The organism is Myxococcus sp. CA051A, assembly GCF_013336705.1.
GTDB lineage: Bacteria > Myxococcota > Myxococcia > Myxococcales > Myxococcaceae > Myxococcus > Myxococcus llanfairpwllgwyngyllgogerychwyrndrobwllllantysiliogogogochensis.
The window spans coordinates 397,825-412,443 of record NZ_JABUMS010000001.1; the positions used below are offsets into that span (position 1 = coordinate 397,825).

12 protein-coding genes are annotated in these 14,619 nt (G+C 69.1%); all 12 read left to right on the plus strand.

What is annotated here, in order from left to right; translation table 11 throughout:
- Window positions 1-2 precede the first annotated feature (2 nt).
- From rsmH to HUA74_RS01655, 12 genes are read left to right on the plus strand one after another with little or no spacing between them, the layout of a single operon-like run.
- A complete protein-coding gene (rsmH, locus tag HUA74_RS01600; protein ID WP_174453135.1) occupies window positions 3-917 on the plus strand; it encodes a 16S rRNA (cytosine(1402)-N(4))-methyltransferase RsmH in 915 nt (304 codons plus the stop codon).
- A complete protein-coding gene (locus HUA74_RS01605) occupies window positions 914-1,327 on the plus strand; it encodes a cell division protein FtsL (RefSeq protein ID WP_141648202.1) in 414 nt (137 codons plus the stop codon). Before rsmH ends, HUA74_RS01605 begins: the two co-directional genes overlap by 4 nt.
- Complete coding sequence (locus tag HUA74_RS01610) at window positions 1,324-3,342, plus strand: penicillin-binding protein (RefSeq protein WP_141648201.1); 2,019 nt, start codon at window positions 1,324-1,326, stop codon at window positions 3,340-3,342. Before HUA74_RS01605 ends, HUA74_RS01610 begins: the two co-directional genes overlap by 4 nt.
- A 51-nt stretch (window positions 3,343-3,393) precedes the next feature.
- Window positions 3,394-4,917, plus strand: coding sequence for a UDP-N-acetylmuramoyl-L-alanyl-D-glutamate--2,6-diaminopimelate ligase (locus tag HUA74_RS01615; RefSeq protein WP_141648200.1), 1,524 nt, complete (start codon window positions 3,394-3,396; stop codon window positions 4,915-4,917).
- A 32-nt stretch (window positions 4,918-4,949) separates the two neighbouring features.
- Complete coding sequence (gene murF / locus HUA74_RS01620) at window positions 4,950-6,353, plus strand: UDP-N-acetylmuramoyl-tripeptide--D-alanyl-D-alanine ligase (protein WP_174453136.1); 1,404 nt, start codon at window positions 4,950-4,952, stop codon at window positions 6,351-6,353.
- Window positions 6,353-7,531, plus strand: a complete 1,179-nt coding sequence (gene mraY / locus HUA74_RS01625; RefSeq protein WP_141648328.1) for a phospho-N-acetylmuramoyl-pentapeptide-transferase — start codon at window positions 6,353-6,355, stop codon at window positions 7,529-7,531. The genes murF and mraY overlap by 1 nt, the downstream gene beginning before the upstream one ends.
- 23 nt (window positions 7,532-7,554) lie before the next feature.
- A complete protein-coding gene (murD, locus tag HUA74_RS01630; RefSeq protein ID WP_174453137.1) occupies window positions 7,555-8,922 on the plus strand; it encodes a UDP-N-acetylmuramoyl-L-alanine--D-glutamate ligase in 1,368 nt (455 codons plus the stop codon).
- A 4-nt stretch (window positions 8,923-8,926) separates the two neighbouring features.
- Window positions 8,927-10,090 (plus strand): putative lipid II flippase FtsW, encoded by a 1,164-nt coding sequence (gene ftsW / locus HUA74_RS01635; protein ID WP_141648326.1) that lies wholly within the window; start codon window positions 8,927-8,929, stop codon window positions 10,088-10,090.
- Window positions 10,087-11,232 carry an undecaprenyldiphospho-muramoylpentapeptide beta-N-acetylglucosaminyltransferase gene (gene murG, locus HUA74_RS01640; RefSeq protein WP_141648325.1) on the plus strand — a complete coding sequence of 382 codons (1,146 nt, stop codon included), beginning with the start codon at window positions 10,087-10,089 and terminating at the stop codon, window positions 11,230-11,232. Before ftsW ends, murG begins: the two co-directional genes overlap by 4 nt.
- The gene (murC, locus tag HUA74_RS01645) at window positions 11,229-12,647 is read left to right on the plus strand and encodes a UDP-N-acetylmuramate--L-alanine ligase (RefSeq protein WP_174453138.1); all 1,419 of its coding nucleotides are present in this window, start codon (window positions 11,229-11,231) and stop codon (window positions 12,645-12,647) included. Before murG ends, murC begins: the two co-directional genes overlap by 4 nt.
- 5 nt (window positions 12,648-12,652) lie before the next feature.
- The gene (gene murB / locus HUA74_RS01650; protein WP_174453139.1) at window positions 12,653-13,588 is read left to right on the plus strand and encodes a UDP-N-acetylmuramate dehydrogenase; all 936 of its coding nucleotides are present in this window, start codon (window positions 12,653-12,655) and stop codon (window positions 13,586-13,588) included.
- Complete coding sequence (locus HUA74_RS01655; RefSeq protein WP_141648322.1) at window positions 13,585-14,541, plus strand: D-alanine--D-alanine ligase; 957 nt, start codon at window positions 13,585-13,587, stop codon at window positions 14,539-14,541. The genes murB and HUA74_RS01655 overlap by 4 nt, the downstream gene beginning before the upstream one ends.
- Window positions 14,542-14,619: the final 78 nt, after the last annotated feature.

Below are 14,619 nucleotides of genomic sequence, written 5' to 3' on the forward strand. Positions count from 1 at the left end.
GCGTGGGGGACTTGGACTTCCAGCATCAGACCGTCCTTCTGCGTGAAGCCGTGGAGCTGCTGCGAGCCGGAGCGGGCAAGGTGATCATCGACGGCACACTCGGGGGTGGTGGCCACACGGAGGCGCTCCTTGCTCAGGGCGCGTCCGTGGTGGGCGTGGACCGCGACCCGGTGGCGCTCGCCGCCGCCTCCGCCCGCCTGGGGCCCAACCCCCGCTTCCAGGGCCGCGCCGGCAACTTCGCGGACCTGCCCCGCGTGGCCGCGGAGCTGCTGCCGGTGGACGGCGTGCTGGTGGACCTGGGGGTCTCCTCCCCGCAGCTGGATGTGGCCGAGCGCGGCTTCTCCTTCATGAAGGACGGCCCGCTGGACATGCGCATGGGCCCGGACGGCCCCACCGCCGCGGAGCTCATCGCGTCCACGGACGAGTCGGAGCTGGCGCTCCTCCTGAAAGAGTACGGCGAGGAGCCCTTTGCCCGGCCCATCGCCCGCGAGCTCAAGCGCGCGCTGCCCACGCGCACGCTGGAGGCCGCCGAGGTGGTGAAGCGCGCGGTGCCCCGCAAGGCGTGGCCCACGCGGATCCACGTCGCCACCCGGACCTTCCAGGCGCTGCGCATGGCGGTGAACCAGGAGCTGGAGGCGCTGGACTCGCTCCTGGCCGCGCTGCCGTCGCTCCTCAAGGTCGGTGGCCGCGCCGCGGTCATCTCCTTCCACTCGCTGGAGGACCGCAAGGTGAAGGAGGGCTTCCGCACGCTGGAGGGCCGCTGCACCTGTCCTCCGGGCCTTCCCATCTGCGTCTGCTCCAGCGTGGGCAACTTCAGCGTGGTGACGAAGAAGGCCGTGGCCGCCTCGGACGAAGAGATTTCGGCCAACCCCCGCTCTCGAAGCGCGCACCTGCGCGTGGTGGAGAAAGTGCGATGAGCAAGGCGTCGTCCTCCCAGCGTGGCTCCGTGTCGTTGACGGGGGTGCTGTTGCACCTGTTGCCCGCCGTCCTCCTGTTCTCCCTCTTCGCCGCGGTGGGCATGCTCCATGTCACCAGCCGGGTGATGGTGGTGGACATGGGCTACCGGCTGTCCCGCGCGGAGGCGGAGAGCCGCTCGCTGACGCGGGACAATGACCGACTCAAGCTGGAGCTGGCCACGCTCAAGGCGCCGGGCCGGCTGGAGCGCGTGGCGCGCGAGCAGCTCGGCATGACGATGCCCGCTGGCAGCGCGGTGGTGTCGCTGTCCTCGGAGAAGCCGGCTCGAGGCAGCGCTTCCGCGTCCGCCCCGTCCCCGTCTCAAGACAAGCCCGGCGTACGCGTGGCGGGCCGTGGAGGTTCGGGCCGGTGAGGGATTTCAAGGCGACACGGGCCCCGGAGTCCAACGCGAAGGGACTGAAGCTGCGTGTGCAGCTCCTGTTCAGTCTCTTCCTGTTGCTCCTGGGTGTCGCCTTCGGTCGGGCCGTGCAGCTGCAGGTCTTCGAGCAGGAGAAGCTGCGCGGAATGGCGCAGGACCAGTACGTCCGCCAGATTGAAATCCCCGCCCGTCGCGGCGACATCTTCGACCGTCGCGGCACGCCCCTGGCCCAGAGCGTGGAGGTGGACTCCATCTGGGTGGATCCATCGATGCTGCCCGACGTGCGTCAGGCCTCGCGCTCGCTGGCCAAGGCGCTGAAGGTGGACGCGGACGAACTGGGCGCCAGGCTTGCGCGCTCCAAGCGCTTCGCCTGGGTGAAGCGTCAGGCCAAGCCCCAGGAAGTCGCCGCGGTGAAGGCGCTGGGCCTGCCCGGCATGGGCTTCACCAAGGAGCCCAAGCGCTTCTATCCGCAGCGCGAGCTGGGCGCCCACGTGGTGGGCATGGTGGGCATGGACGGCAAGGGCCTGGAGGGCCTGGAGCTGGCCTTCGAGGACGAGCTGTCCGGGCAGAACTCCCGCATGTCGGGCTTCCGCGACGCCAAGGGCCGCAAGCTGCTGGTGCAGGGCGCGTTGGATCCGCTGGAGCGACAGGGCGCCGCCGTCACGCTGACCCTGGACCGGCATCTGCAGTACGTGGCCGAGAAGTCGTTGGCCAAGGCCGTGGAAGAGGCCAAGGGCATCGCCGGCATGGTGGTGGCGTTGGATCCGAAGACGGGGGAGCTGCTGGCGCTGGCCAACCACCCCCGCTTCAACCCGAACACTCCGGAGAGCATCGCTCGCGGAACGGTGCGCAACCGAGGCGCGCTGGACACCTTCGAGCCCGGTTCCACCACCAAGCCCTTCGTGGTGGCCACGGCGCTGGAGGAGAAGTCCATCACCGAGGAGAGCGTCTTCTTCTGCGAGAACGGCGCCTGGCGCGTGGGCCGCCACACCATCAACGACACGCACTCCTACGGGTGGCTGGCGCCCCGGGGCATCCTCCAGGTCTCCTCCAACATCTGCATGGCGAAGATGGCCCAGGTGCTGGGCCGCGAGAAGATGGTGGCCGGCTACCATGCCTTCGGCTTCGCCGAGCGCACGGGCCTGGCCCTGCCGGGCGAGGGCCGGGGTGTCATCCCGTTCCCCAAGGCGGAGGTCTCCCTGGCCACCCAGTCGTTCGGGCAGGGCATGACGGCCACCGCCGTGCAGATTGCGGCGGCCTATGGTGCGCTGGCCAACGATGGCGTGCTGATGCGGCCCTACCTCGTGTCGAAGGTGGTGGACCCCGACGGGGTGGTGCTGCTTGAAAACCGTCCCACCGAGGTCCGCCGGGCGGTTTCCGCGAAGGTGGCCCGGCAGGTGGTGGGCATGCTCGAAAGCGTGGTGGTCAAGGGAGGTACCGCGCCCAAGGCCGCCATGGAGGAGTACCGGGTCGCCGGCAAGACGGGAACCGCCCAGAAGGCGGATCCAGTGGCCCGGGGCTACTCGGACAAGCGGATTGCCTCCTTTGTCGGCATGGTGCCGGCCGAGGATCCGCGCATTGTCATCCTCGTGGTGGTGGACGAACCCAAGACAGACGTGTACGGGGGGCTCGTGGCTGCCCCTGCTTTCAAGGAAATTGCGACCGCTGCCATGGCCCACCTGGCCGTGCCCCCGTCTCGGACGGTGGCACCCGGGGTGGCCATGGCCGCCGCAACCCCCGTGCCTGTCGCGGCGAAGCCGGTGGCGAAGGCCACCGAGCCCGCTCGGCCGGTGTTGGAGGAGGCGGTTTCGGAGAGCCCTGAGGCCGGCACGGTGCGTGTGCCGGACGTCCAGGGCGCCGGAGGTCGTGAGGCCGTGGTGAAGCTGCTCGCCGCGGCACTCGAGCCACAGGTGATGGGCAGTGGACGTGTGGTGTCTCAAACCCCCGCCGCCGGCTCACTGGTGGAGAAGGGGGCCCGGGTGACGCTGGAGCTCGCGACGCGGCAATGAGGCCGCGCTCGTTCCAGGCCCCGCGCTTGCAATTCGTGTGAAGGGGAAGAGATGAAGCTGACGGATGTCCTCGCAGGGTGTGGTGCCGAGCAGACCTCGGGTGGTCGTTCCGCGGTCGACGTCACCGGTGTGACCCAGGACTCGCGGCATGTGAAGCCTGGCGACTTGTTCATCGCCATTCCCGGCACCAAGGAGGATGGTGCCCAGTTCATCGGGGAGGCCGTGTCACGCGGAGCCGTGGCGGTGGTCTCCGAGAAGCCGGTGCCTTCCTCGCAGGTGCCCTTCTTCAAGGTGGGCAGCGCGCGCAAGGCGCTGGCCCTCATCGCCGCGAACTTCCATGGCCGGCCGGCCGACAAGCTGACGTTGCTGGCGGTCACCGGCACCAACGGAAAGACGACGACGTCGTTCCTGTTGGAGGCGATGAGCGCGGCGGCCTACGTGTCCACGGGTGTCATTGGCACGCTGGGCTACAAGTTCGGGGGCAAGACGGTCGAGACGGCCAACACGACGCCGGATCCGCTGGAGCTGCACCGCATCTTCCGGGAGATGGTGGACGCGGGTGTGGAGACGGTGGTGATGGAGGTGTCCAGCCACGCGCTCGCGCAGGAGCGCGTGCACGGGCTGACCTTCAAGGCCGCGGGCTTCAGCAACCTGAGCCGCGACCACCTCGACTACCACAAGGACATGGAGGACTACTTCCAGGCGAAGCGGAAGCTCTTCGCGGAGAACCTGTCCTCCACGGGCGTGGCCGTCGTGAATGGCGACGACACGTATGCCAGCCGCATCTACAACGAGCAGCGCGGCCAGAAGCGCATGGCGTGGAAGTTCAGCCGCACCGGCAACGGTGAGATTTCGGCCTCGGACGTCACCTTCACGCTGGCCGGCATCACCGGCACGCTGAAGACGCCCTCGGGCGACATCGCGCTGAAGAGCAAGCTCTTGGGCCCCCACAACCTGGAGAACATCCTCCTGGCGGTGGGCATCGGCATCGGCGCGGGCTTCTCGCGCAGCGACGTGAAGGTCGGCATCGAGCGGATGACGCCCGTGGCCGGCCGCATGGAGCGCGTGGAGAACTACGGCCCCGCCGGGGCGCCCGCCGTGTTCGTGGACTACGCGCACACCGACGACGCGCTCAAGCGCGCGCTGGAGGCTGCGCGCGCGATGGCCAAGGGCCGCGTCATCACGGTCTTCGGCTGCGGAGGAGACCGGGACAAGGGCAAGCGTCCGTTGATGGGCGCGGTGGCCGCGGAGGCCGCGGACCTGACGGTCATCACCAGCGACAACCCGCGCACGGAGGACCCGGAGGAGATCATCAGCCAGGTGACGTCGGGCGTGGAGAAGGGCGGCCTGCGCCGCATCTCCGCGAACAAGGCGAAGTCGGGCGAGAAGGGCTACCTCGTCGAGGCGGACCGTCGCACCGCCATCGAGCAGGCCATTGCACTGGCGAGCGCGGACGACGTCGTCCTCATCGCGGGCAAGGGCCACGAGACCTACCAGCAGGTGGGCAAGGAGAAGCTCAGCTTCGATGACCGCCAGGCCGCCGCCAAGGCACTGGCGAGCCGCACCGCCGGCTGAGAAGGCTCGCGGACGGGACGCCCCACACCCCTATGGCAGCTCGATTCAGCGACGAAGAGGTGGTGCAGGCGACGGGGGCGACCCGGCTCGGAAGTCCCGGGCCGGCCGCCTTCGAGGCCGTCTGCACCGACACGAGGGCACTCACCCCGGGGTGCCTCTTCGTGGCGCTGGTGGGTGAGCGCTTCGACGCCCACGCGTTCGTGGACGTCGCGGCCAGGGGTGGGGCGGCCGGCGCGGTGGTGGGGCGGGGCCGTGCCCTGCCCGCGCTGCCCGCCGGTTTCACGCTCTACGAAGTTGACGACACGCTGATGGCGTTGGGGGCCCTGGGCCGCCACCACCGTCAGCGCTTCCGCATTCCCATCTGCGCGGTGGGCGGCTCCAACGGGAAGACGACCACCAAGGAGATGGTGGGCGCCATCCTCGCCACGCGGGGCCCGGCGCTGAAGACGGAAGGCAACTTCAACAACGAGGTGGGTGTCCCCCTGACGCTGTTCCGGCTGGAGCCCCAGCACGTGGCGGCGGTCATCGAGGTGGGGATGAACCGGCCCGGCGAAATCCAGCGGCTCACCCGCGTGGTGCGGCCGGATGCGGGCGTCATCACCGTCGTCCAGCCCGAGCACCTGGAGGGGCTGGGCAGCCTTCAGGGCGTGGCGGACGCGGAAGGGGAGATGTTCCAGGAGATGGGGCACGGGACGACGATTGTCGTCAACGCCGATGACCCGCTCATCCCCGCGCAAGCCGAGCGCAGTGAAGCGAACCGGCTGACCTTCGGCCGCGCGGAAGACGCGGACGTGCGGCTGGTGTCGGTGGAGACGAAGGGCCGCGACGGCATGGTGGCCACGGTGCGCCACCTGGGCCGCGAGTGGCCGGTGCGGCTGGGCTTCATCGGTCCGCACAACGCGCAGAACGCGACGGCGGCCTTCGCGGTGGCGCTGGCGCTGGGCTACACGGCGGAGGAGTGCGTGAAGGGGCTGGAGGCGGCGAAGCCGTACGCGCGGCGCCTCAACGTGGTGGACGGGTTGGGGGGCGTGACGGTGATTGACGACTGCTACAACGCGAACCCCGCCTCCATGGACGCGGCGCTGGAGACGCTGGGCACGCTGGTGACGCCCGGGGGCCGCGCCGTGGCGGTGCTGGGCGACATGCTGGAATTGGGCCCGGGCGAGCTGGAAGAGCACGCGCGGCTGGGCGGGCAGGTCGCGAGCAAGGCGGCGCTGGTGGCCTTCTTCGGCCCGCGCTCCGCGGAAGGGTTCAAGCACGCGGGGCTGGGTGGGTCCGCGGCGCATTTCACGGAGGTGGAGCCCCTGGTGGCGTGGTTGACGCCGAGGCTGCGCCCCCACGACGTGGTGCTGGTGAAGGCAAGCCGCGGAATGCGGCTGGAGCGGGTGGTGGCCGCATTGACGGGCACGACCGCGTCCTCCGGAGGAAACCACTAGTGCTGTATCTGCTCTACGAGCTCATCCAGAACACGGAAGCGGGGCGGGTTCTCAACTTCCTGCGCTACCCCACCTTCCGCATCATCGCCGCCGGGGTCTTCGCGCTCGTGCTGGGCATGTTGATTGGGCCGCGCCTCATCGCGAGGCTGCGCCTGAAGCAGCACGGACAGAGCAACGTCCGCGAGGACACGCCGGACTCGCATCAGAAGAAGAAGGGCACGCCCACCATGGGTGGCGCGCTCATCCTCATCTGCATCGCCGCGGGCACGCTGCTGTTCGCGGACCTGAAGAGCCGCGCCGTCTGGGTGGTGCTGCTCCTGACGTTCGGCTACGGCTTCATCGGCTTCCTGGACGACTGGCTCAAGCTGTCCAAGCGCAACTCCAAGGGCCTGGCGGGGCGCAAGAAGATGGTGCTGCAGACCGTCTTCTTCCTCATCGCCGTCTTCGGCCTGCTGACGACGTGGACGCAGCCGGACGGCTCGTTCGGCCCCACGCTGCTCATCAACACGCGGCTGACGCTGCCCTTCATTCCGTCCCACTGGTTCAACCTGGACCTGGGCTGGTTCTACGTCGTCTTCGCCTGGATTGTCATCGTGGGCACGTCCAACGCGGTGAACCTCACCGACGGCCTGGATGGGCTCGCGATTGTCCCCACCATCGTCTCCGCGATTACCTTCGCGGTGCTCTGCTACGTGGCGGGCACCACGCTGAGCATCGCGGACTCGGTGACGGTGGGCGGCACGACGAAGCTGGTGGCCACGCCGCTGTGGCAATACCTGGGCATCCTCCAGGTGCCGGGCGGGGCGGAGCTGGCCGTGTTCTGCGCGGCCATCGTCGGCGCGGGCATCTCCTTTCTCTGGTTCAACACGTATCCGGCCTCCGTGTTCATGGGGGACATCGGCTCGCTGGCGCTGGGTGGCGCCCTGGGCGGGCTGGCGGTGCTGTCCAAGAACGAGGTCGTCTCCGCCATCATCCACGGCATCTTCTTCGCGGAGGCGCTGAGCGTGATGATTCAGGTGGCCTCCTTCAAGATGACCGGCAAGCGCGTGTTCAAGATGGCGCCGGTGCACCACCACTTCGAGCTCAAGGGCCTGGCCGAGCCGAAGATCATCGTCCGTTTCTGGATCGTCTCCATCCTCTGTGGTGGCGTGGCGCTCCTGTCGCTCAAGCTGCGCTGATTCTCCCGAGGGGTGGAACATCCATGACGTTCGCGCTGTCCGGGCAGAAGGTGCTGGTGTACGGGCTGGCGAAGAGCGGCGTGGCGGCGCTGCGCTTGTTGTGCCAGCGGGGCGCGCGCGTGACGGCGCTGGACGCCCGGAGCGAGGACGCGCTGGGTGACGTGGCCCGCGAGGTGAAATCGCTGGGCGCCACGCTCGTCACCGACCCCGCGACGCCGGGCCTCTTGGAGTCGCAGTCGCTGGTGGTGGTGAGCCCGGGCGTGCCGCTGGCGCTGCCGGAGCTGCGCGCCGCCGCCGCCGCCGGCGTTCCCATCTGGGGCGAGGTGGAGCTGGCGTGGCGCTTCCTGGAGTCGGTGCCGCTGTTAGGCATCACCGGCACCAACGGGAAGAGCACCACCACGGCGCTCACCGGAGAGCTGTTCGTCCAGGGAAAGAAGCGCACGTTCGTCGGTGGCAATCTGGGCCGGCCCTTCAGCGAGGCCGCGCTGTCCCCTGGAGACTGGGACGCGCTGGTGGTGGAGCTGTCCAGCTTCCAGCTCGAGGGCATCCAGACGCTGCGCCCGCGCGGCGCCGCCATCCTCAACCTCACGGCGGACCACATCGACCGGTACGCGGACCATGGGGCGTACGGCGAGGCCAAGGCCCGCATCTTCCACCACCAGCGAGAGGGCGACTTCGCGGTGGTGAACGCGGACGACGCGGACGTGCTCGCGCTGGCGTGCCAGGCGCGGGTACCCGTGTACGGCTTCAGCGTCACGGGCAAGCCGGTGGCGGACGCACCGACGCTGGCGGGGCTCGCGGTGGCGGAGGCGGGCGGCTTCCGGCTGGATTTCCAGGGGGAGAAGTACCGGCTCTCCAACCGCGCGCTCAGAGGCGCCCACAACGCGCAGAACGCGATGGCGGCCACGCTGCTGGCGCGGCTGGGCGGCGTCCCGGCCGAGGCGGTGCAGGCGGGACTGGACAGCTACCCGGGCCTGCCGCACCGGCTGGAGAGCGTACGGGTGTTGGACGGGGTGGAGTGGGTGAACGATTCGAAGGCCACGAACGTGGACTCCGTGCTGGTGGCGCTGCGCGCGTTCCAGGGCGGGCTGTGGCTGATTGCCGGTGGCAAGGGCAAGGGCGCGCCGTACGCGCCCATGGTGGAAGAGGGGCGGGGCAAGGTGAAGGGCGTGCTGACCATCGGCGCGGACTCGGACCTGCTCGCCCGGGCGTACGAGGGGCAGGCGGCGGTGCATGCGTGCGGCACGCTGGCGGCGGCGGTAGCGAAGGCGCGTGAGCTGTCGAAGTCAGGTGACACGGTGCTGCTGTCGCCCGCGTGTGCGTCGTACGATCAGTTCAAGAACTTCGAGGACCGGGGCGACAGTTTCAAGCGCCTGGTCGGAGCGCTGTGACGGCATGAAGACCTCTCCTCCGTCGAATGCTCCCGTGCGGTTCGACCCCATCCTCCTGTGCGCCGTGCTGGGCCTGGTGACGATGGGACTGGTGATGGTGTACTCGGCGAGCGCGGTGCTGGCGCAGGACAAGCTCGGCGACAGCCTCTACTTCTTCAAGCGACAGGTCACCGCGGCGGCCCTGGGCCTGGTGGTGATGGCCGTGGCGATGAAGCTGGGCTGGCGCAAGCTGGCGCGCTGGGCGTATCCGCTGCTGCTCGCGGCGATTGTGCTGCTGGTGCTGGTGGCCATTCCCGGCATCGGCTCCACGGCGGGCGGCGCGCGGCGCTGGATTCGTCTGCCGGGCTTCAGCCTCCAGCCGGCCGAGGTCGCCAAGTTCGCCTGGGTCGTCTACCTCTCCTACTCGCTGGCGAAGAAGCGCGAGAAGGTGGCGACGTTCTCCGTGGGCTTCCTCCCGCACCTGGCGCTCTGCGGCATCCTGGTGATGCTTTGCATGCTCCAGCCCGACTTTGGCAGCAGCGTGCTGCTGGTGTTCATGTTGTTCGTGCTGCTGTTCGCCGCTGGCGCGAAGCTGAGCTACCTGGTCGGCTCCGTGTTGCTCGCGCTGCCGCTGGCGTACGTGGCGATTGCCTCCAGCCCGTATCGCATGAAGCGCATCCTGGCCTTCCTGGACCCGTGGGCGCACCGGCATGACGTGGGCTACCAGGTCGCCGAGTCGCTCATGTCCATCGGCTCCGGCGGCGTGGTCGGCCTGGGCCTGGGCGACGGCCGGCAGAAGCTCTTCTTCCTGCCGGAAGCACACACCGACTTCATCTTCTCCATCCTCGGCGAGGAGACGGGGTTGATTGGCGTGGGCGTGCTCGTCTCGCTCTATGCCATCGTCCTGTGGCGCGGCGTGCGCGCGAGCCTCGCGGCCGGAGAGACCTTCGGCACGTACCTGGGGTTGGGCTTCACCTCCATCATCGCGTTCCAGGCCACGGTGAACATGTGCGTGGCCATGGGGCTGTTGCCGACCAAGGGCCTGACGCTGCCGTTCGTGTCGTACGGAGGCACGTCGCTGGTGGTGCTGATGGGCGCGGCGGGGGTGCTGCTGTCGCTGAGCGCCAGCGCGCAGGGAGCGCCTCGGAGCGCGCGGGCGGGTTCGGACTTGAGGGAGGTGGCGGCGTGAAGGTGCTCATCGCGGGGGGCGGCACCGGGGGCCATCTCTTCCCGGGCATTGCCCTGGCGGAAGAGGTGGTGACGCGTCACCACGCCAACGAGGTCGTCTTCGTGGGGACCGAGCGGGGCCTGGAGGCGCGCGTGGTTCCGCGCGAGGGCTATCCGCTGGAGCTGGTGAAGGTGCAGGGCCTGAAGGGCAAGGGCTTCTTCTCCCTGCTCAAGGCGCTCTTCGCGCTGCCCCTGGCCTTCATCGAGTCGTTCCGCATCCTCGCCCGGCAGAAGCCGGACGTGGTGGTGGGCGTGGGCGGCTACGCGAGTGGGCCTGTCGTCCTGGCCGCGTGGCTGATGGGCATCCCCACCGCCATCCAGGAGCAGAACGCGCTGCCGGGCCTCACCAACAAGCTGTTGGGCAAGGTGGTGCGGGTGGTCTTCATCGCCTTCGATGAAGCGCGGCGCTTCTTCCCGGAGAAGAAGGTGCAGCTCATCGGCAACCCCATCCGCCGCAAGCTGATGGACAACTACCTGCGCAGCCACGTGGCGCACGAGAACTTCTCGGTGCTCGTCTTCGGCGGCAGCCTGGGCGCGCGGGGCATCAACCAGCGGATGTTGGAGGCGCTCGACTCGCTGGGCGACTTGAAGGAAGGCCTGCGCTTCGTGCACCAGACGGGGAAGAACGACCTGGAGATGGTGCGCAAGGGCTACACGGACAAGGGCTTCCACGCGGACGTGGTGGAGTTCATCGACGACATGTCGAGCGCGTACGCGATGGCGGACCTGGTCATCTGTCGCGCGGGCGCCACCACGCTGGCGGAGCTGACCGTGTGCAAGAAGGCGAGCATCCTGATTCCCTTCCCGCATGCGACGGATGACCATCAGACGGTGAATGCGCGGGCGCTGGTGGACGCGGGCGCGGCGCTGATGTTCCAGGAGTCGGAGCTGACGGGCGCGAAGCTGGCGGAGACGCTGCGGACGTTGAAGTCGCAGCCCGAGCGGCTCAAGGGCATGGAGAAGAAGGCGGCCCTGCTGGGCCGTCCCGAGGCGGCGAAGGAGCTGGCCGACGTGTGTGTGGACCTGATGGTGCAGACCTGGGGCCCCACCGGCCGCGAGCGTCCCACCCCCGAGGCGAAGACGGCACCCAGGAGCAAGTCGTGACGAAGAACAAGCCCCCCAGCCTCTTCAAGACGCGGCACGCCGCGCAGGTGCACTTCGTGGGCATCGGCGGCATCGGCATGAGCGGCATCGCCGAGGTGCTCATCAACCTGGGCTACCGGGTGTCCGGCTCCGACTTGAAGGAGAGCGACATCACCCGGCGCCTGACGCGCATGGGCGCCACCATCTTCGAGGGGCACAAGGCGCAGAACCTCGTGCAGGCGGACGTGGTGGTGATTTCGTCCGCGGTGCGCAAGGACAACCCGGAGGTCGTCACCGCGCGCCAGCGGAAGATTCCCGTCATCCCCCGCGCGGAGATGCTCGCGGAGTTGATGCGGCTGAAGTACGCCGTCGCCGTCGCGGGCAGTCACGGCAAGACGACGACGACGTCCATGGTGGCCACCGTGCTGAGCGCGGCGGGCCTGGACCCGACGGCGGTGGTGGGCGGCAAGGTGAACGTGCTCGACTCCAACGCCAAGCTGGGCAAGAGCGAGCTGATGGTGGTGGAGGCGGACGAAAGCGACGGCAGCTTCCTCAAGCTGCACCCGTCCATCTCCATCGTTACCAACATCGACCCGGAGCACATGGACCACTACGGCTCGCTGGAGGTGCTCCAGACGGCCTTCGTGGAGTTCTGCAACCGGGTGCCCTTCTACGGCCTCAACGTGTTGTGCCTGGACAACCCCAACGTCCAGGCGCTCCTGCCGCGCATCGAGAAGCGCTTCGTCACCTACGGCAGCTCGCACATGGCGGACTACCGCCTGGAGCGCATTGCCCTGGACGGCTTCACCACCACGTTCCATGCGTTCCGCCGCGAGGAGGACCTGGGCGAGTTCCGCGTGCGCATGGTGGGCGCGCACAACGCCTTCAACGCGCTGGCCGTCATCGCCGTGGCGGAGGAGATGGATATCCCCCTGGAGACGGTGCGCACCGCGCTGGCCGAGTTCGGCGGCGTGCAGCGACGCTTCACCGTGAAGGGCGAGGCGAAGGGCATCACCGTGGTGGATGACTACGGTCACCACCCGACGGAGGTGCTGGCCACGCTGGCGGGCGCTCGGCGTGCTTTCGGTCGCCGCGTGGTGGTGGCCTTCCAGCCGCACCGCTACACGCGCACGCATGACTTGATGAAGGAGTTCACCACGTCGTTCAACGACGCGGACGTGCTCTTCGTCACCAACGTCTACGCGGCCGGCGAGGAGCCGATTCCGGGCGCCACCGGTGACGCCCTGGCGGACGCCATCCGCGCGCACGGCCACCGCGATGTGACGTTCGTTCCCAAGCGCGCGGACCTGCCGGCGGCGCTGCTGCCCCGGCTGCGCGAGGGAGACCTCGTGTTGACGCTTGGCGCGGGCGATATCACCCACGTGGGGCCGGACCTGCTCGGCCTGCTCGGCAACGCGGCTCCGACGAAGGGCTAGCCGACATGGTGGAAGCGGGCGTGAAGACGGCGCTGGCGGCTCGCGTGGAGCGACTGCCGGATTGCGAAGTGAAGGCCGGCGAGCCGCTGGCTCCGCTCATCAGCGTCCGGGTGGGCGGCGCGGCGGAGGCGCTGGTGCGTCCGCGCTCGCCCGATGCGCTCGTCGCCGTGCTGAAGCTCGCGCGGGACGAGGGCGCGCCCGTGGCCATCCTCGGGGGTGGTGCCAACACGCTGGTGGGTGACGGCGGCGTGCCCGGTGTCACGGTGAAGCTGCCGGGAGACCTGTTCCCCGAGCTCATCGAGGTGGGGCCGGAGGACGGGCTCATCACCCTGGGCGCGGGCGCGGCCATCGTGAAGCTCGTCAACGTGATGCGCGGCCAGGGGCTGGTGGGCGCGGAGTTCCTCGCGGGCATCCCCGGGACGCTCGGCGGCGCGGTGTCGATGAACGCGGGCACCAAGAATGGCGAGGCGTTTCGCGTCATCGAGGCGGTGGAGGTCGCCACGCCTGACGGGGTGGGGTGGCTGACGAAGGCGCAGGTGCCGCATGCGTACCGGCACTCAGAGCTTCCGCCCGGGGGCGTGGTGACGCGGGTGCGCTTCCGGCTGCCCAAGGGCGATGTCGCCGCCTCCAAGGTCGCCATGGACGCGGACCTGGGCTACCGCAAGCGGACGCAGCCGTTGAGCCAGCCCAACTTTGGCAGCGTCTTCACCAATCCCCCCGGAGACCATGCCGGGCGGTTGATTGAGCTCGTGGGCCTCAAGGGGCACACGCTGGGGCGGGCACAGATTTCGACGCTGCACGCCAACTGGATTGTCAACCTGGGCGGGGCGACCGCCCGGGACGTGCTGGGGCTCATCACGCTGATGCGGACGCGTGTACAGGAGCACTCCGGTGTCGATATGAAACCCGAAGTCAAACGCGTGGGAGAGTTCCTGCCATGACAGCGAATCGCGGCGCCTTCTCGAAGGACGAACTCAAGAACAAGCGCGTGGGCGTGCTGTACGGCGGCCTGTCGTCCGAGCGCGAGGTGTCCTTGCGCACCGGCGCCGCCGTGGCCGGCGCGCTGCGCTCCCTGGGCTACGACGTGGTGGACATCGACGTGGGCAAGGACCTTCCCGCGCGCCTCATCGCGGAGAAGGTGGACGTGGCGTGGCTGGCGGTGCACGGCCGCTACGGCGAGGACGGCAGCCTCCAGGGCCTGCTGGAGTCCATGTTCATCCCGTACACCGGCAGCGGCGTGCTCGCGTCGGCGATGGCCATGGACAAGGTCTACGCCAAGCTCGTCTTCATCGCCCAGGGCATCCCCACGCCCGCATACCGCGCCTTCGCCGACGAGGCGTCCGCGCTGGCGGCGGGGGACTCGCTGGGGTTCGACTTCCCGGTGGTGGTGAAGCCCAGCCGCGAGGGCAGCAGCGTGGGGGTGCACATCTGCAAGGCGCGCGCGGACTACGACGCCGCCGTGAAGGACGCCGCGAAGTATGCGGGCACCCTCCTGGTGGAGCAGTTCGTCAAGGGACGTGAAGTGCAGGGTGGAGTGTTGGACGATGAGGCCCTGGGCGTCATCGAGGTCCGCGCCGCCCGCGAGTTCTACGACTACGATGCGAAGTACAAGGCGGGCACGGGAACGCAGTACCTCTTCCCCGCACCCCTGCCTCCGGATCAGTATGCACGGGTCAACGAGGTGTGCCTGGGCGCGCACCGGGCCCTGGGCTGTGCGGGGGCTTCGCGCTCGGACGTCATAGTCACCGACGGAGGCGATGTGTTCCTGCTGGAAACAAACACGCTGCCAGGCATGACGGCCACCAGCCTCCTGCCCAAGATTGCCGCAGGACGTGGTATCGACTTCCCAGCCCTGTGCGAGCGCCTGTTGCAAGGCGCATGTCTCAAGGCCTGAGACGGCCTTCCCCCTCGTCAAATCCCCCCTCGAAGTCCTGGCCTCTCGTGGGGCCGGGGCGCTACAGCGACGTCGCTG